Raw genomic sequence first — 17,790 nt, 5'->3', positions numbered from 1 at the left:
CCGTGCCGGTCATTTCGTACGGATCGAGTGAATGGCGTATCCGACGGCGGCGCCCACCGCGTACCAGAACAGGTCGGGGGCGTTGAACGTCGTGCCGAGCACCAGCCGGGCCAGCGTGCTGTGCGCCGACAGCTCGGCCGGCACCCCCGTGAGCTGGGCGAACTCGACCAGCCAGCTCACACCGAGCGCCACGGCGGCCACCACGAACGGCCGGGCGCGCGGCACGGCCACGACGACCAGCGCGTACACGAGGAGGGTGTAGAGGAGGTCGCCCGCATACTTGGCGACCGCGCCCGGCAGCAGCGCCCGGGCCGCCAGACCGGCGGCCACGATCACCACGGCGGCGGCCAGGGCGGCGAGTCGGCGCTGCGGCATCCGGGCACCCTATCGGGAATCCCCGAGGTGATCGTCAGGCGGGCCGGTGGTAGCGCACCCAGATGTCGCCGCCGATGTGCCCGGACAACCGCAGCACGACGCCGTCCGGGTCGGGCGGCACGGGCGGAGTGTTGTGGACGCGTTTGAGCCTGACCCACCCGCCGGAGGTCACCTCGTCGGCGACGACCCGCCAGCCGACCGGCACCCGGATGATGACGTCTCCGAACATCGAGTCGCACCGGACGGTCATGTCGATCTCGCGGTGCGGGCAGTCCGCGTGCCGGAAGTCCACCACGGCCGTCCGCCAGGTGCAGTCGAGCGTGATGCGCGGCGGCACCCTCCAGCGTCCGGTCTTCCTGACGGCACGCGTGCCACGGGTGAACAGCAGCAGTTCGTCCGCCGGCTCCGGCCGTCTGTCCCCAGCCGGAGTCCGGGGCAGGTCCGCGACCAGCGCCTCCAGCTCGCCGTACGTGCGCGCGGCGTACACGTGGTCGAGCCGTTCGGTGAGCTCGTCCAGGGTGATGCGGCCCTCTCCGACGGCGGCGCGCAGCTTCTCGGCGACACGGTCCCTGTCCCGGTCTCCGGCGCGTAATTCCGCCTGGTCGCTCACGATCAAGCAGTTTAGTAATCGGTTTTCCCCACCCGCCAGGCACGCATATCCGTTATCGGAGTAGGTGTCGGCCCGAAACACCCAGGCGCGTGATCTCCTATGCTGAGCCGCCATGGACGGCATCGCGGCCACGCTCGGCACTGCCTGCGCGGTCTTCGCGGGCACCAACGTCGACGACGTCGTCATCCTGACCGTGCTGTTCCTGTCGGCCCGCGCGAAGGGCCGGCCGCGCCCCTGGCAGATCGTCACCGGCCAGTACGCCGGCATCGCGGCACTCGTCGTCGTGTCGGGCGTCGCCGCCCTCGGCCTCGCCGTCGTCCCGGACCAGTGGGCCGGCCTGCTCGGCCTGATCCCACTTGCCCTCGGCGTACGCGGACTGGTCGCGGCGCTGCGGGCGTCCGGCGGGGGCGAGACCCCCTCGACGCCGGTGGCCACCGGTGTCCTGTCGGTCGCGAGCGTCACCGTCGCCAACGGCGCGGACAACATCTCCGTCTACACACCTCTGTTCCGCACCATCGGACCGGCGGCCACCCTGCTCACCGTCGCCGTGTTCGCCGTACTCGTGGCCGTCTGGTGCGCGGCCGGGTCCTGGCTGGGCTCACACAAGAAGGTCGTCGAGTTCGCGGAGCGGCTCCGGACTCGCGGGCACCTGGACGGCGGCCGGCCCCGCGCTCGGTGCTTCGCCGGCGGTCGGCGAGGCCCTCTGGGTGACGGCGGCGGCGCTGTGGGCCGGCACCCTCGCCCGATACGGCGCGAGGGTCACCCGCCTCGGCGACATCGCCGAGGACCTGCGGCACCCGGTCCTCGGGCCGTTCGCCGCGCTCGCCCCCACCACCGGCTCACTCCTCGCGGCCCACCTCGCGACGTACCTCCCGGGCGTCGGTGCGGCGCTCGTCTGGACGATGCTCGCGATCGCCGCGGCGTTCGGCGCGTGGTTCGTCGCCTCGATGCTCACCACGCCGCGTCAGCCCGCGACGCTGCACGGCGGCTACCTCCTCCCGACCGTCGCGGCTTCACTGATCGCCGCGCAGTCGCTCGCGACCATCGGCCATCGGGCGGCGGCCACCGCGCTGTTCTCCGCGGGCATCCTCTTCTGGCTGCTGATCGGAGCCGTCCTGCTCGTGCGGTTCGCCACCGGTCCCGAGTTGCCCGGGCCGCTCATGCCGACGCTCGCGATCTTCTCCGCGCCGCCCGCCGTCGCCGGCAACGCCTGGTGGGCGATCGCCGGCCCGCAACCGAACACCGCGCACGAGGTGCTGCTCGGCACCCTCGCCGCGCTGCTGCTGCCCCACCTGTTCCTGCTCCGCAGGTACGCGCACATCCCGTTCGTGATCGGCTTCTGGGCCTTCACCTTCACCACGGCGGCGAGCGCGACGTACGGCGTGCGCCTGCTGACACTCACGCCGTCGGCGCCCCACACGACGCTCGGCTGGCTCGTGGTGGCACTGGCCACGGCGATCATCGGCGGCATCGCGGTCCGCTCGCTCGCCCTGGTCCACCTGCCCCACCGTCGCGTGAAGCACGTCCAGCCCGCCTGATTTTTGACAGCTCCAAGACGAACGGTCATATTGAAGCCATGCCTCAGGTAAGCGTGAAGAACAAGCTGGTCGAGAGCGCCGAGGACGTGTTCCGGCGGCAGGGGTTCAACGGCGCGAGCGTGCAGGACATCACCAGCGCCGCCGGCGTCCCCAAGGGGTCGTTCTACAACCACTTCGAGAGCAAGCAGGCGCTCGCCGTCGAGATCGTACGGCGCTACGCACGCGGCGCGAACTTCGCCGTGCTCAACGGCGACGGCCCCGCCCTGGAGCGGCTGCGTGGCCACTTCGCGGCCATGATCGACCGGACCCGCGACACGGGTGTGGAGTTCGGCTGCCTCCTCGGCACCTTCGCCGGCGAGAGCAGCAGCGCCGGAGACCAGGTGCGTACGGCGGTCCGCGAGATCCTCGAGGACTGGACCGAGGACGTGGCCCGCACGGTGCGGGCGGGCCAGGAGGCCGGCGAGATCACCTCGGCCCGTCCGGCGAGGACGCTGGCGGCCTTCCTGATCGACTCGTTCGAGGGCGCCACCCTCCGCGCCAAGACCATCGGCGACCAGTCCGTCGTCGCGGAGCAGCTCGACATCGCCCTCGATGCGCTGCGCGCCTGACTGGCCACCGCACAACCGAAAAATCACTCCATGGAACGATCTAGCCGGAAAAACGATGGCTAGTTAAACTCCGAGTCAGCTTCGGCCACCCGTTCGGGTGGCCGTTCGCTCGTCGCCCAACGGGGAGGGCCCGCGCCCTCCCATGCCCGTGGGCGGCACGGCTCCTCCACGCCCTGGACGGCGAGGCCTCACAGGTCTCCATGGAGGTGTCGTGTCGAAGAAGCCCCCACCTGCCTACTTACGGACCACAGCGATCGTCGCCGGCCTCGGCCTCGTGACAGCGATGATCCCGGCGGCCTCCGCCGCCGCGGACCCCACCCCCACCCCATCGCGGTCGTGGAGCGCCACGGCCGTGACGGGCGCCGAGCGCGTGCAGGGCGCCAAGTCGGCCAGCGGCCGGCTCGCCAAGAGCGACGCGGCGCTGCTCGCCTCGAAGTCGCCGGAGCGGACGAGTGTCGTGGTGAAGCTCGACTACGACTCGCTCGCGGCCTACAAGGGCGGCCTGCCGGGGCTCGCCGGCACCAGCCCGTCGGTCACCGGCAAGTCGCTCAACCTGAAGAGCGGCGACGCGGCGAAGTACCAGAAGCACATCGAGGGCATCGAGAACACCTTCCTCAGTGAGCTGGGCAAGAAGATCTCCGGCGTCACGGTGGGGCAGAAGCTCCGCACGGTCTACGGCGGCGTCGCCCTGACGCTGCCCGCCAACAAGGCCGCCGAGCTGCTGAGGCTGCCCGGCGTGGCGGCGGTGCAGGAGGACAAGCGGGAGCAGCCCCTCACCGACTCCAGCCCCGAGTTCATCGGCGCGACCACGATCTACAACCAGCTCGGCGGCGCCAAGTCGTCGGGCAAGGGCGTCATCGTCGGCATCCTGGACACCGGCGCGTGGCCGGAGCACCCGTCGTTCGCCGACCCGGGAACGCTTCCGGCTCCCCCGCCGAAGGCGGACGGCACCCCGCGTACGTGCGACTTCGGCGACAACCCGCTGACGCCGGCGGCCGACCCCTTCCAGTGCAACAACAAGCTGATCTCCGGCCAGCCGTTCCTGGAGACGTACAACGCGGTGGTGGGCGGAGAGGTGTACGGGGACAGCGCCCGTGACTCCAACGGCCACGGGACGCACACCGCCACCACGTCGGCGGGCGGGCCGGTCGACCACGCCAACCCGCTCGGCATCGACCGCGGCGCGATCCACGGCATCGCGCCCGCGGCCCACGTCGCGGTCTACAAGGTCTGCGGCGCGGAGGGCTGCTACCAGTCCGACTCGGCGGCCGCCGTCGCGCAGGCCATCGCCGACGGCGTCAAGGTGATCAACTTCTCGGTGGGCGGCGGCGCCGACCCCTACAGCGACCCGGTCGAGCTCGCGTTCCTCGACGCGTACGCGGCGGGCGTGTTCGTGTCGGCCTCGGCGGGCAACTCGGGACCGGGCGCCGGGACGACCGACCACCGCGGCCCGTGGGTCACCACGGTGGCGGCCTCGACGCAGAGCCGCACCTACCAGTCGACGATCACGCTGACCGGCGGGCCGTCGATCAAGGGCGCGTCGATCACGCAGGGCATCTCGTCGCCGCTGCCCGTGGTGCTCGCGTCGGCCCCGCCGTACAGTGACCCGCTGTGCGTCAACCCGGCGCCTCCGGGGCTGTTCACCGGGAAGATCGTCGCCTGTGAGCGCGGCCCCAACCGGGTGCTCAAGGGATTCGCGGTCAAGCAGGGCGGCGCCGCGGGGATGATCCTCTACAACTCCTCGCCGCTCGACGTCATGACCGACAACCACTGGCTGCCGACGGTCCACATCGACAAGCCGGAGACCGACGCGCTGCTCGCCTGGCTGAGCGCGCACCCGGGAGCCACGGCGAGCTTCACCCAGGGTGAGAAGACCACCTGGCAGGGCGACGCGATGACCACGTTCTCCTCGCGCGGCCCGGGCGGCGACTTCCTCAAGCCGGACGTCACCGCGCCCGGCCTGCACATCCTGGCGGGCAACACCCCGACCCCCGAGTCGCCGCTGGAAGGCCCTCCGGGCAACCTCTACCAGGTGATCGCCGGCACCTCCATGTCGTCGCCGCACGTCGCGGGCGCGGGAGCGCTCGTGTTCGCGCTGCACCCCGACTGGACGCCTGGCCAGGTCAAGTCGGCCCTGGAGACCACTGCGACGACGAAGGTCACCAAGCAGGACCGGACCACCCCGGCCGACCCGTTCGACTACGGCGGTGGCCGCATCGACCTGACCAAGGCGGGCGACCCCGGGCTGACCCTCGACGAGACCGCGGCGAACTACGCCGCCTCGGCCGCCGACCCGATGAACCGGATCGACCTCAACCTGCCGTCGGTCAACGCGCCCGTCATGCCGGGCGTGATCAGCGCCAAGCGCACGCTCGTCAACGCGACCGGCAAGACGCTGACCTACTCCGCGACGGGCACCACCGTCAGCGGGGCGAACATCACCGTGCTGCCGCCGCTGTTCACGGTGAAGCCGGGCAAGAGCCAGAAGATCACCGTGGTGATCACCGCTCCGGACCTGCCCGACGGGCAGTACTTCGGCCAGGTGAACCTCAAGCAGGTCGGCGGCAAGCGGGAGCAGCACCTCCCGGTGGCCTTCTACCGGCAGGAGGGCGCGGTGCCGATCGACCAGACCTGCGCCCCGAGCACGATCGCCAAGAACACGGGCGAGTCCACCTGCACGGTCACGGTCCAGAACAACACCCTGGAGGACACCGACGTCACCGCGCTCAGCACGCTGGACGCGAAGCTCCGGCTCAACGGCGTCACCGGCGCGACCAAGATCGGCAGCCAGATCGTGACGGCCAGGGGCACGCTCGCGGGCAGACAGCCGGACAAGCCGGCCATCGCGCCCGGTGAGACCCCGGCGGGCTACCTACCGCTCTCGGCCTTCGGCATCGCCCCCACCCCCATCGGCGACGAGGAGGCGCTGAACTTCAACGTCCCGGCGTTCACCTACGCCGGCCGTACGTACAACAGGATCGGCATCGTCTCCGACGGCTACACGGTCGCGGGCGGCACGAACGGCTCGGCGGACATCCAGTTCGCCCCGCAGACGCTTCCCGACGCCGCGCCGCCGAACGGCGTGCTCGCGTCGTACTGGACCGACCTGAACGGCGAGGGCGCCCCCGGCGTCTACGTCGCCAGCCTGACCGACGGGGTGAACAGGTGGCTCGTCGTCGAGTGGCAGGTCTACCTGTACGGCACGAACAGCCTGAAGGTCTTCCAGCAGTGGATCGGGCTGGGCGGCGCCGAGGACATCTCGTACGCCTACGACCCGGGCAACCTGCCCGGTGACCCGGGGGCGGGCTACGGCCTGACCGTCGGCGCCGAGAACGCGGATGGCACCGCCGGCAGCCAGATCAGCGGCCCGCCGACGCAGGACTATCGGATCACCAGCACGCCGGGCGCCCCCGGCGGCACGCTCACCTACTCGTTCAAGGTCAAGGGCGTGTCATCGGGCACCGGCACCGTCACGACCGGCACCTCCACTCCCCAGGTGAAGGGCATCACGGTCGAGGTCGACAAGATCACCGTTCAGTAAGGCTTTCGGAGCTTTCGGAGTGGCCCGGCGGACCTGCGTGTCCGCCGGGCCCTTCGCGTTTATGCGGTCTCCGTTCACGCGGACCCGCGCATCCAGAGATAATATAGAGCCTTTTGTTATTGACATATGTTGACGAAGCTGACACAGTTTCAATTCGAACCGGGGGATAGGGGGACATCCCGTGGGCGGTCGCTACTGCGATTTCGAGACGAAGCATCACCGAATTATTTGCAGTGAGGGAATCAGGGGGAGACGCGCGAGGCCATTCAGGGAGCCCGCGCGCGGACGTGAGTCGAAGCCCTGTGCGGGCGCGGTGGGAACGCGAGGGACCGCCGCCGCATCGACATATGGAATTCGTGCCACGCATCGAGAGTTCCGTTCTTTCGACGTCCCGATGACTCTCCTTTCCGTGCATCCGCGGCCACTCCCGGTTCTGCCTACCCAACACCTCAGTGCGAAGGCAACCAACCAGGCGAGGTCTCAGAGCATGTCGACATTCAGCCGGAGAATGCACATCCCACATTCCGCGGATCGCAGGACAGCACGTTCGCTGATGGCCATCTACGAGGCGGTCGAGCGGCTCAGCCTTTCGAAAGGATTCGACGCGATCACGGTCTCGGATATCACGAAGCTCGCCGACGTGCATCGCTCCACCTTCTACCGGCACTATCGCGACAAATTCCATCTGGTCGAATCCTGCTATGAGGACGGAACGCGCAAAGGCCGGGAAATCCTGCTTTCGGCCACGAGCGGCCTGGTCTCCCCCCAGCAGTTCGTCACGGCGTTCGCCCAGATACTCAACCACATCGCCGCACATCGGAATCTCTATGCCGCGCTGCTCGTGCACAAGAGGAGCACCTGGTTCGAAAGCTGGCTCCTCGAGCACTGGAACGGCCTCATCCACGACGTCTACCGGAGGTTTCGTCCGCCGGGCGCGCAGATGACGGACGGAGCCCTGGCCGACCTCAGAACCGGGATAACCGCACACGCCTCCGTCGCCACCGTGCGGTGGTGGGTGCGGGAGAAGCAGCGGCTGACCTCGGAGCAGCTCGCCTGCTGGTACACGAGGCATACGCTGCACGACATCTCCCGGCACCTCACGCCCTGCCTGCCGGGCACCCACTGACACGCCTCACACGACCGGCGGAACAGGCCGTCCGTGATCACGTGCTCAGGACGTCGAGCCGTCCGCTCCGCCGACGCAGCCGCTTATGAGCTCAACCGCCTTCGCGGGTTCGTCCGCGTGGCAGCGCACCCTCCTGATCGGGTGCTCGGACCTGCGCAGCTTCACAACGTGCGGGCCGGCGAGCTCGATCACGATGTTCGTGGAGCTGGAGACCTCCATCACCAGGGTCTCGCCGACCACCTCGGCCGATTTGCGCATCCCCTTGCTGCTCCTCTCGATGCGGACCGACTCGATGAGGGAGGCCGGTATTGAGACGTCATAGAACGACGCGAAACGCAGGCGGAGCCGTCGCGGTCCGACGGCGTGCGGATAGACGTGCAGGGTCGCCAGGAAGCCGGCCAGCCACAGCAGTCCGAGGACGCTCAGCACGAGCAGGACCGTGCGCACCGTCGGCCAGGGAAGAGCGAGGTGGACGACCACGAGCAGCACGCCGTCGACCACCATCACCAGCCACATGATCGTGCGCACTTCTGCGCCGTAGGCAATGGCCACCTCATCCGCGCCGAGGTCCTTCTTGCGGCGGACCGCCAGGTACAGCGCACGCCACAGAAGCAGATCCTGCTTGAAGACGGCGGCGGCCGGCGCGGGCAGCACCGCGTCGAGCGCCGTACCGGCGGCTCCGATCTCGTCACGCCCGTCCGCCCGCGCGTCGCGGTAGATGGACCACGCCAATCTCGCCTGCAGCAGGACGAGCCCGAGTAGCAACAACTCGACGACCATCACGATCCGGACGCCGGTGCCGAAGTCGATCACCCCGGTCACCAGAAGCAGCAACTCGATCGCGAGTACGGTGGGAATCAGCCACCGCCCCGCCGACGCCAGCCTCGCCGTCAGGGATCCGCCCTCAGGTCTCAACGGGATACTCCGTCCATCTCTTCTCCGACACCACCCATGCCTCCCTGATCAGGTGATCGTCCAGGTAGGAGTACGGCAGCCACCCATACCCGTCCGCCGCCCACCCGGATCCCCAGCTGTTCCGTATCAGAAAGGCGCCGGCCGCGTCCTCCCCGCGCGGCCGGTCGTCATATCCTGCGATGACCACCACATGCCGTCCGTATTTCTTCGCGTCCTTGGGCGGCAACGGCATGACATGGGTCCGGAACGAGGACATCTGAACTGGGTGCAGGGGAATGTCGACCGCCACCGGAACCCCACCGACGAGGAATTCCTTCAGCAGGCGCAGACGCGACTCCACCGGCACGGCGTCCCGGAAAACGCAGTCGTACTCTATCCCCCGCCGGGCCGCCGCCCGGCGGAAGCACCGGGGCGGCGGGTCGGTGTTCGCGCGGTCCTCCGTGAAAGGCCATTCCTCCTCTTCGACCATGCCGAATCTGTTCCACGCGTCGAAGCTCCGGACCAGCGTGGAGCCCACCCTGTTCCTGTCTCCCATGATGAGGCGGGAGGTGCGGTAATTGAACAGGACGGAGGGGGTGAAATCCCGTTCTCCATTGCGGCGCGCGTAGAAGCCGGCGATTCCGGCGGCCACGGCGGCGGTGCACAAAGGAACGGTGCGCTGGTTCACCACCGGCGGAAACCAGGCGGTGAGATCCACGGAGTTCGGCATGCCCGGCCCATCGGCGGGCCGGGCGGTCCAGGGCGTCCGGAAAGGAAGCAACGCGATCCGCACCGCCTACACGGCGCGGGCACCGGAATCGCGACCGGCGCGCATGACGGTGACCATCCTGCCGTGCCGGATCCTCGTCGCACGGGCGAACGCCTTGAGAGCCGCGGTGCCGAACTCCTCGGCGAGCCTGGGTTCGAGTTCGTAGTGACCCGCCGTGTCGGAGCCCCGTACGAGAAGAGCGCTGTCGGGGCCGCCCAGAGGCCGTACCCCGGGCCGGATGAAGTCGATGGCGAAGCAGACCCGGTCGGACCGGCTCACGTTGGGGCCGGAACTGTGGATCGTCGTCGGCAGGTGCAGCGAGCACTGGCCCGCGGTCAGCGTCACGTCCACCGTGGTCTCGTCGTCCACGTTGAAATCGACTTCCTCGCCCCGCATGAGAGCCGACACGCCGGACCCTCGATAGCTGTGCGGCATGAGACCGCTCCCGTGGGTGCGCGGCGCGTACCGCATCGTGCCGTTGCCGCGGTGGGTGTCGGTGAGCGCTATCCACATGCGCACCGCACTGCCCTCGAATCCGTCCCAGCCGTAGTACGGAGCGTCCTGGTGCCAGGCGAGCTCTCCGGGGCTTCCGGCCTTCCTGAGGAACAGGCTCGTGGCCCAGACGAGCAGGTCGGGTCCGAGCACCTGCTCCGCGACCGCCAGGACACGGCTGTCGTGCACGAGACGGTCGGCCCATCCCGCGACCAAGTGGCTCTTCGGAAACGTCCAGTGATGGCCGAGGACGCCGCCCACCCTGATGGCGAGACTCTCGTACCTCCGCACCTCCCGGAGGATCTCCGCCGCCTCCTCCGGCGTGAGAAGGTCCACCGGAAGGCAGAAACCCTCGCTCCCGAGCATCGAGAGTTTCTCCTGGTCGAGCGGCGTCACGACCGGGCGCCTTCGCCCGAGGGCGCCGGCGCGGCGGGAGGCAGGAACTCCACGACCCTGGCCATCAGAGCCGCCGCGTCCTCGCTCTTGGTGTCGGGCGCGGAGGACGCGAAGAATTCCCCGATCCTACGATGCTCTTTCGCGGTCACCTCTCCGGCTGTCAGCCGCAGCACTCGGTCGACCGTCCGCTCCGGGAAGTAGAGCGCCTTGGCCGCACGCAGGAAGACCTCCCCCGTGTGCTCCTCGAAGGCGCCTGCGGACACCCCCGCTTTCACGGCGAATCTCAGGTTGATCATCGGCTCGGAGATCGGCAGGAAGTCGCCCTCCGAGTAGATCATCGCCACCTCGTCGTCCGCGTCGACGCGGCCCGACAGATACTCCTCAAAGATCTTTCCGACGCCGTGCATCCCGTACGGCGCGCACTCCACCGCTCGGAGCGCGCCCATACTGGACGAGCCGAGCAGGTGGATCCCTTGGTCGATCGCTTTCAGCACCTCCTTGGGAGAGATCGACAGACTCTGCATGAAGCGGCCGTCGACGATGCCGATCACGGTGGGAGGCATGTCACGGGCGAGGAGTGCGTCGATGTCGCCCCGCTGGATCGGTGGCAGGATCTCGATGTCCCGCCGATCCGGAACCGACTCCCGCCGGAGGCTTGGGCCCGCGAACACCACGGCTGTCATGGAAGACTCCTCGATCAGACGGTAACCGCGAGGTCACGCTTTTTCTCCGCCAACTCGTTGAGCGCCCTCGTCCAGGCTCCGGCGCCTCGGTCCCCCAGCTTGCTGTAGTCGACTCCCCACGATTCAAGGTGCGGCACGAGCAAACGCACCACGTTCACCGGAATCCCCGGAGGGGAGAGGTCCACGACCACCGCGCGCCGTATCCCACAGGAGCGGAGCCTGCCGAGCATGAACTCGATGTCCGCGATGATGTTCTCGCTCGGCCGGGAAGGGATGTCGGACATCCGGACGCGCGTGCCGACCGGCCGCCACGCCCATCCGCCCTTGTCGAGGGTGGACGACCTGCGTACGTGGTACAGGTGCCTTGGGACGTCCTCACCGGGGAGGCTGATGTCCTCCCGCATCGCCTGGATGTCGACGGCCCTGCCCTGCGCGCACTCCGAGATGGCTCTCAGCAGCGCGACCTCCGCGTCGGGGTGCGTACCGAAGCCGCCGTGCCCCTTCGACACCGTCGGCCCCAGGTCCTCGGCCGTCGCCGCCATGAAGCTGGCCACCCCGAGGTCGGTGGTGATGTTGATCAGGCGCATCTCGATGCCAGCGGTATGGAACTGCTGGACGAGCGCCTGCACCCGCGGCGGCAGACTCTCCATGTCGAGATGGGGGTGCAGTTCCTTCAGCCGCTCGAAGATCGCGGCTGGCTGCCGCTCGACGTGCAGGCCCTTCTCCAAGACCTGGGAGAGCTGGCTGCTGAGCAGCTCCGCGATGGTGATCGAGTCCCGTTCGATCACCTCGCAGAGCGCGTGGCAGATGGCCTCCTCCAGGCTGTTCCCCGATGCCAGCCCGTTCGTGGTGGAGATCTCGTAGGTGGGCGGCTCGTGCATCTTCATGTTGTAGACCGCGCCGTCCTGCGGCACGAGGACCGATTCCTCATTGAGCAGGTCGAACCCCTCCACCCAGGAGATGGGCGCGTCATCCCGGTAATGGCGGGACAACTTCAGGTTGTAGTCCCTCGGGTTGAGCACCGAGCGCCCCTGCGCCGACAGCTCCTCGTAGGAGGCGATGGCCGCGGGACGAACGGGAAGCCAGGCGGAAAATCGCTCGATCCCCTCCATGACAGCCGACGTCATGGCGTCGATCGGCCGGGCGCCCTTGCCGTTGTACACGGAGATCACGTCGTGCGAACGCGGCGAAATCGCGTTGTAGACGGGTATTCCGACCCGGTCCAGCCAGGTGATGTCGGCGACACGCGTGATACCGGCCCGGCGCAGGTGCGGCCGCACCCGGTCCCACGTGACCTCCGAACTCACCTCACGGTGCGCTCCGGTCCCGTTGATCTTCGGAATATGCTTGCGAAGGCGCATGCTTCCTCCTCTTGGGTCGTCCTATGCGCCGACGAGACTCGACGTCCTCCGGCTCCCGGGCGCGTTCAGATAGGGGCGACGGATGTCGAGACCCTCCTCGACGTACCTCTCCTTGATCGACAGGAAGCGCTCGCGCGGTGAGTGGCGGCCTTCCTCGTACGCGCGCACCAGTCCCTCCGCCACGAGCTGGCAGCGGTGTAGGCCGAAGCTCGTGCGCTGTCCCTCGATTTCGGGCTCCTGCGCGAAGGAGAAGCCCCGGGCCAGTCTGAGCGCGAAACAGGGGTGGTCGTCGCGGAAGCGGTTCTCCCGGCTGCGATGGATCTCCTCGAGCACAGCCCGATGACGCTCCCAGGCTCCCGCGCCAAGGTAGACCACGAAAGCGTCCCGGCGTTCGAACGCCTCCTGGTTGTTCACCAGCTTCAGCTGGAAGGGGACATGCAGGTCGTTCAGCGCCCGAGTGATGGCGTGGACCAGTTCCGGCGCCGCATCGGCGTCCGCCAGCGTCAGATAGAGACGGACGAGCCCGTCCGCCCCCCCGTCCAGCCCACCGTGGTCCCCGAAGATCGTGTACCACCCCAGCAGCAGGTAGGGCCGGCCCGACGGCAGGCGCAGCGTGACCTCCGCTTTCTCTGTCAGCGGCCCCTCGGCGATCAGCTCCTCCGGTGCCGCCCGCAGCGTCAGGGCGTCCTTGGTGACGAGGTAATCGCGGCCCCGCCTTCCCCGGACAACCCAGCCGTCCTGCGCCTGTCCCCGCCCCGCGTCGGCCGCCTGGATGCGGCTGACCAGTTCGTAGTCCTCGTGTCCCTGCAGCGACGCCGCACGGCGACCACCCCGCAGAAACAGCTCCGCGGCGAAATAGTCGCCGGCGTAGTAAGTGAGGTAGATCAACCGGTGCAGGTGCGCCAGAACCGGGCGCTCCGGATCGACGTCCAGATCCCTCGGCGGTTCCAGGGTGCCGAACTCGGGATGCCGGAAAGTGGCGGAGTCCAGGATCTCAATTTCCTGCGCTATTCGCCAGAAGATCTTCTCGTAGTTGTTCATCCAGCCTCCTTTCTTTTCCGGCCGCGCCGATGAGCAGCGTGGAAACGACGTCGGGAAACTGCACGAAGCGCTTGCCGAAATGCAGGCAGAGATAGCCGATCCTGCCCAGTCCGCCGAGTTGCTGAAGCCTGACCGTGGCATGCACGAGCAGTGCTATGCCGGCGTACTGCACCGCTCTGTTCAACTGCTCGGCGGACATCGGTGCGCCGGCCGAATAAGCCCGCAGGAACGCGCGTACATCGGTCTGCATCCGCGGCAGCCAGCCGGAGGCTCCGATGGAGAATCGCACGCGCCGCATGTGGCCGACGAACAGCTGTCCCACCAGGAAACCGACGTCGTACATCGGGTCGCCGAATCCCGCGAGCTCCCAGTCGATGAGCCTGACCGGCAGCGCTCCTTCCGGCCGTTCCGCTGGGAAGAGGACGTTGTCTCCCCCCAGGTCAAAATGGATGAGGCTGCTGGGAGCCCATTGGTCGTGCAGATCCCGGAAACTCGGTTCCAGTTCCTGCATGGCCCTCAGATAATCGTCGAATTCCAGGCCGCAGCCGTGGACGTACTCCCACGTGCTCACGACCGTGTCGCGCGGCACCGGAGGGCCCAGTCTCCGGTCCTCGTACCTGTCCCTGATCCCCTCGACCGGAATGCCGTGCAGGGCGACGAGAACCCGGGCCAGGGCAGGCAGACACTGCTCCGGCAGCCGGTTTTCCTCTTTAAGCAGGTCGTGCAGGCTGGGGCACGGGGCGACCGCGTCGACGACGACCACTCGGGCCCACGGGTCCACCGTCAGGATCCGGGGGATGGACGCCCTCACCCGCGGAGGAAGCCGCAGCTCATCCAGCAGCCCCAGCATGGTGGGTTCGTAGTCGTTCTGGACGTCGATGTCCTCATCCGGCCACTTCAGCAGCACATATGAGTCGTCCGCCAGTCGCGCCAGGGCCACGCGCCGCCGCGAGATGCAGCGCACCACGGAGGTCACGTCATGAACGGGGTGTCCCACCGAGCGGAGGATGCGCCCGACCGACTCGGCGGTGAACAGGTGATCGTCATCCGCACGCGGCGACGGACGCGCGCCCGGACGCGGAATCAGGAACCCCAGCGTCCGGGCACGCAGTAGATCTTCTGGAGAAGGGTTCATCGATTCTTCAGCCGTCGACCGTCTCAGCAGTGTGTGGCGGGGGTGACGAGCGCTCCGGTGAAGGTGCCCTGGATACTCTCGTCGGGGGAGACGCCGACCTTGTCCTCGAGGAACCGCTGCAGTTCCTCCGCGCTGATGCCGGCGAGCTCGGAGAACGACACGTCGACGGACTCGATGTCGATGCTCTGGACGTCGTCCTCCTCGACCCGGCCCATCAGCTCTGCGACCAGAGCCTCGTCGACCGTGACTTCGGACATTGTTGCCCTCCTTCATGTGGGTGTCGACCGAGTGTCAGGTTATTTTGCGGCAGCAATGCCCACAATAGGCACTATTCTCCTTCTCGTCGCATATGCGACACTTTTGCGAATATGTCGCTTGATGGCGAAATATCCGCCACCTAGGCTGTCTGTGAGATCGGCAACTGCGGCAACGGGGTGGGTATTGGCGCGAGCAGGTGATGAACCTGACGGTTCATCGGATTCAGGGAAGCCCGTTCACATGGCAGATAGGAAAGCGACGCGGTCGATACGTGGCCCTTTCGTCCACAGGATCTGCGCGAGAACGCGGAACGGGTATCGATGGGCCGAGCACCTGCAAAGACCCGGCGGCGTTTATCTGGACAATTCTGGCATCGCCGCTCTGTTTCGGATCGTGCCGCGGGTCGGCGCGGTCGCCGTACCCCCTCGTGTGCACGGTAACGATCTGGCGGTCTGGAGCGCCCTGCCCACCCCCGGACTGCTGTGCGACCGGCTCTTCGACCGGAGGTTCGCCGGGGAGGAGAGTTGGTGGCGCGACGTGCTGGAGGGCCTGGCCTCTTTCCTGGGGGCGCTGCACCGGCTCCCGGTGGACCAGGTGGCGCAGGCCCTGCCGGACCGCGCGATGGCCACCGCCTGGATCGCGTCGGACAACGAGGCCTCGGCGGGGATACGGAAGGCCGCGAAGCAACTGCCGCTGCACCTGACTCCGCTGATGTCGGGCGCGGCCGACGGCGCCTGCCCGCCACCGCGACGGCTGTCGGTCGTCCACGGCAGGTTCTCGACCGGCGTGATCGCCCTCACGTCGCCGGTGGTCGTCCTCGGATGGCGGGAAGCCGGTGTCGGTGACCCCTCGAGCGATGTCGCCTATCTCCTAGGCGAGTTGCTGGAGGCGGCCGGGCTGGCAGACATGGACGCACCGCTTCTCCGCAGGCATCTCGAAGCATTCCTCGCCCGGTATCAGGCGTCTGCGGGCCATCCGCTGGACGCCGCCGAGCGCGAACGGCTGAACATGCTCACGGCGCGAAGGGTGATCGACCATTACGCACAGGCGACCTGGGCCTTCGGACCGGACGACGCCCTGTGCGACGTCCTGCCGCAGGTGGAGAAGCAGTGGCTGGTCCTCTGCGAGGTGACAGCCCCGTGACGACTCCTCCGCCGCAGGGGCGGCTGAGACTCCTGCTCGGTGTCTGCGGCTCGGTGTCGTCCCTCACCGTCCCGCATCTCCTTCCCTGGCTCAGCCTCAAACTCGGCGTGACCGAGGTCCGTGTGGTGCTGACCGGAATGGCCCGGCGGTTCATCACCGAGGAGTCGCTGAGAGCGGTTGCCCCGTGTGAGACGTTCTCCAGCTGGGACGACCTGCCGGCAGGCCGCGACTCACACGTGACGATGGCCGGCTGGGCCGAGGCCATCGCAGTCCTTCCCGCCACGGCGAACTTCCTCGGGAAGGTGGCCAACGGCATCGCCGACGACCTGCTGACCTCGATTCTCCTGGCGGCCACCTGCCCGGTCGTCCTCGTTCCTGCCATGAACCAGGTCATGTGGGAGAAACCCGCGGTCCAGCGGAACATCGTCCGGCTGCGTGAGGACGGTTACCGGGTGGTGGAACCGGGGGACGGCGCCGCGTTCGCCACCGGAGAAACGGAATCGGGATCCCTCGGCGACTTCCGGCGGCCATTGATCACCGCGATCGCGCAGGCGCTGGCGGCACGTCCAGGAAAACAATCTCCTCAAGGAGCCGAGTGATGCTGAAGGCCGACACTCTGTTGCAGCGTGTGCCCGAACTCTACATGGAGCTGGAGAGCGCGAACCTGGTCCGCGTCCATCACGATCAGCGTGTGTGGGAGTTCGGCCAGCACGCTCTCGGGTTGCTCGACGTCTTCCATGCCCCGACTTCTGTCGCAGAGTGCATGCGGCGCCTCGGACCGCGCCTCAAAGGGCGCCGTGCGGTGGAGGAGACGCTGACGACGCTCAGCATGATGGTGAGCGCCGGCATCCTCACCGAGGAACCGCCCACAGGCTTCACCCCGCTGATGTTCCCGACAGGGGGGTACGGCCTGGCCCACCTGAACATCCGCATCCTGGAGGACCCGGTCAGGAAGGGCACCTTCATCCGGGCGATAAACGAGGTGGTGACTCCTGACGACGTCGTGCTCGATCTCGGCTCAGGCTCGGGGATTCTGGCCATCGCCGCCGCGAAGGCCGGCGCCAGGCACGTCTACGCGATCGAGCCGGCGAGAAGCGGCGACCTCGCCGCGGAGGTTGCCAAGGTCAACGGCGTCGCAGACCGCATGACCTTCGTCAAGGGCTGGTCCAGCACGACCGAGCTGCCCGAGCCCGCCACCGTCCTGACCACCGACATTGTGGGCAACGAAGCCCTGGACATGGTCATCTGGGAATCGGTCCAGGACGCCAGGGAACGTCTGCTCACACCGGACGCCCGGCTGATCCCCTCGTCGTTCGACACCTATATGTACCTGGTGAACATGCCCGAGAGCACCGTGGGGCAGCAGCGAATCCTCCCCCGGCAGATCGAGCGATGGCAGAGCCGATACGGCATCGACTTCTCCCCGATGCTGCGGGCCGACCGAGAGCGGGTCGCGGGGTTCTACGAGAGACCGGAGACCGTCCAGCAGTGGCAGCGGATGTCGGATCCTCACCCGCTCAGCAGGATCGACCTCCGGGAGGACGCCCGGGTGTTCGAGGGGGACGTGACTCTCACCGCCTCCCAGCCAGGCACCGTCTCCGGCGCCGTTCTCTACTTCGAGGCGCGGATGTCCCCCAGCGTGTCCATGTCGACCGCCCCCTGGCATGGGGACGAGCGGAGCCACTGGTTCACCGCTTGCTGGGCCCTGTCTTCCGAGATCGAGGTCGTACCGGGTGATCAGATCCGCCTCCGATACCGCTACGACGGCGACGGGCGCGCGAATCTGACGCTGGTGAACGACTGATCGAAACAGCACCCTC

The 17,790-nt window shown here is 68.1% G+C and carries 16 protein-coding genes and 2 pseudogenes; 8 read left to right on the top strand and 10 right to left on the bottom strand.

All coding sequences use genetic code 11. From position 1 onward, the window contains the following. Nucleotides 1-9: 9 nt before the first annotated feature. On the bottom strand, nucleotides 10-375 hold the full coding sequence (locus Msi02_RS16790) for a ribosomal maturation YjgA family protein (protein ID WP_204049217.1): 366 nt from the start codon (nucleotides 373-375) through the stop codon (nucleotides 10-12). A 34-nt stretch (nucleotides 376-409) separates the two neighbouring features. Next, complete coding sequence (locus Msi02_RS16785; RefSeq protein WP_204049216.1) at nucleotides 410-985, bottom strand: DUF1707 SHOCT-like domain-containing protein; 576 nt, start codon at nucleotides 983-985, stop codon at nucleotides 410-412. A 112-nt stretch (nucleotides 986-1,097) separates the two neighbouring features. On the opposite strand from Msi02_RS16785, the pseudogene Msi02_RS16780 reads away from it, so the two are divergent. The 5 genes and pseudogenes from Msi02_RS16780 to Msi02_RS16755 form a co-directional block, all read left to right on the top strand. Then, nucleotides 1,098-1,604, top strand: a pseudogene (locus tag Msi02_RS16780) (cadmium resistance transporter); the annotation flags it as partial. 76 nt (nucleotides 1,605-1,680) lie between these two features. Further along, a pseudogene (locus Msi02_RS16775) lies at nucleotides 1,681-2,523 on the top strand (SLAC1 family transporter); the annotation flags it as partial. Between the two features lie 38 nt (nucleotides 2,524-2,561). Further along, the gene (locus Msi02_RS43290; protein ID WP_239108470.1) at nucleotides 2,562-3,131 is read left to right on the top strand and encodes a TetR/AcrR family transcriptional regulator; all 570 of its coding nucleotides are present in this window, start codon (nucleotides 2,562-2,564) and stop codon (nucleotides 3,129-3,131) included. 283 nt (nucleotides 3,132-3,414) lie between these two features. Then, entirely contained in the window at nucleotides 3,415-6,672 is a 3,258-nt protein-coding gene (locus tag Msi02_RS16760; RefSeq protein WP_204049288.1) for a S8 family serine peptidase, read from the top strand. 553 nt (nucleotides 6,673-7,225) lie between these two features. Continuing rightward, nucleotides 7,226-7,798 carry a TetR/AcrR family transcriptional regulator gene (locus Msi02_RS16755; protein WP_204049214.1) on the top strand — a complete coding sequence of 191 codons (573 nt, stop codon included), beginning with the start codon at nucleotides 7,226-7,228 and terminating at the stop codon, nucleotides 7,796-7,798. Nucleotides 7,799-7,843: 45 nt separating this feature from the next. On the opposite strand, the gene Msi02_RS16750 is transcribed toward Msi02_RS16755, so the two are convergent. The 8 genes from Msi02_RS16750 to tvaA form a co-directional block, all read right to left on the bottom strand. Continuing rightward, nucleotides 7,844-8,713, bottom strand: a complete 870-nt coding sequence (locus Msi02_RS16750) for a hypothetical protein (protein WP_204049213.1) — start codon at nucleotides 8,711-8,713, stop codon at nucleotides 7,844-7,846. Beyond that, nucleotides 8,703-9,410: a C1 family peptidase gene (locus Msi02_RS16745; RefSeq protein ID WP_204049212.1), complete on the bottom strand. Its 708-nt coding sequence runs from the start codon at nucleotides 9,408-9,410 to the stop codon at nucleotides 8,703-8,705. Before Msi02_RS16745 ends, Msi02_RS16750 begins: the two co-directional genes overlap by 11 nt. A 78-nt stretch (nucleotides 9,411-9,488) precedes the next feature. Continuing rightward, complete coding sequence (locus Msi02_RS16740) at nucleotides 9,489-10,349, bottom strand: phytanoyl-CoA dioxygenase family protein (protein ID WP_204049211.1); 861 nt, start codon at nucleotides 10,347-10,349, stop codon at nucleotides 9,489-9,491. Next, complete coding sequence (locus Msi02_RS16735; RefSeq protein ID WP_204049210.1) at nucleotides 10,346-11,032, bottom strand: TfuA-like protein; 687 nt, start codon at nucleotides 11,030-11,032, stop codon at nucleotides 10,346-10,348. The genes Msi02_RS16740 and Msi02_RS16735 overlap by 4 nt, the downstream gene beginning before the upstream one ends. A gap of 14 nt (nucleotides 11,033-11,046) precedes the next feature. Next, nucleotides 11,047-12,393, bottom strand: a complete 1,347-nt coding sequence (locus Msi02_RS16730; protein ID WP_204049209.1) for a YcaO-like family protein — start codon at nucleotides 12,391-12,393, stop codon at nucleotides 11,047-11,049. Nucleotides 12,394-12,414: 21 nt separating this feature from the next. Next, complete coding sequence (locus Msi02_RS16725; protein WP_204049208.1) at nucleotides 12,415-13,434, bottom strand: T3SS effector HopA1 family protein; 1,020 nt, start codon at nucleotides 13,432-13,434, stop codon at nucleotides 12,415-12,417. After that, entirely contained in the window at nucleotides 13,388-14,569 is a 1,182-nt protein-coding gene (locus Msi02_RS16720; protein WP_204049207.1) for a phosphotransferase, read from the bottom strand. The genes Msi02_RS16725 and Msi02_RS16720 overlap by 47 nt, the downstream gene beginning before the upstream one ends. Before the next feature lie 23 nt (nucleotides 14,570-14,592). Next, the gene (gene tvaA, locus Msi02_RS16715; RefSeq protein ID WP_204049206.1) at nucleotides 14,593-14,826 is read right to left on the bottom strand and encodes a thioviridamide family RiPP peptide; all 234 of its coding nucleotides are present in this window, start codon (nucleotides 14,824-14,826) and stop codon (nucleotides 14,593-14,595) included. Between the two features lie 430 nt (nucleotides 14,827-15,256). On the opposite strand from tvaA, the gene Msi02_RS16710 reads away from it, so the two are divergent. From Msi02_RS16710 to Msi02_RS16700, 3 genes are read left to right on the top strand one after another with little or no spacing between them, the layout of a single operon-like run. After that, nucleotides 15,257-15,970, top strand: a complete 714-nt coding sequence (locus Msi02_RS16710) for a phosphotransferase (RefSeq protein WP_204049205.1) — start codon at nucleotides 15,257-15,259, stop codon at nucleotides 15,968-15,970. After that, a complete protein-coding gene (locus Msi02_RS16705; protein ID WP_204049204.1) occupies nucleotides 15,967-16,569 on the top strand; it encodes a flavoprotein in 603 nt (200 codons plus the stop codon). The genes Msi02_RS16710 and Msi02_RS16705 overlap by 4 nt, the downstream gene beginning before the upstream one ends. Then, nucleotides 16,569-17,774, top strand: coding sequence for a 50S ribosomal protein L11 methyltransferase (locus tag Msi02_RS16700; RefSeq protein WP_204049203.1), 1,206 nt, complete (start codon nucleotides 16,569-16,571; stop codon nucleotides 17,772-17,774). The genes Msi02_RS16705 and Msi02_RS16700 overlap by 1 nt, the downstream gene beginning before the upstream one ends. The last annotated feature ends 16 nt before the right edge of the window (nucleotides 17,775-17,790 follow it).

Origin of the sequence: Microbispora siamensis (genome assembly GCF_016863095.1) — a bacterium.
Classification (GTDB): Bacteria; Actinomycetota; Actinomycetes; order Streptosporangiales; family Streptosporangiaceae; genus Microbispora; species Microbispora siamensis.
Note: the sequence above shows the minus strand (reverse complement) of the source record. Positions and strands in the feature narration are given on the sequence as shown.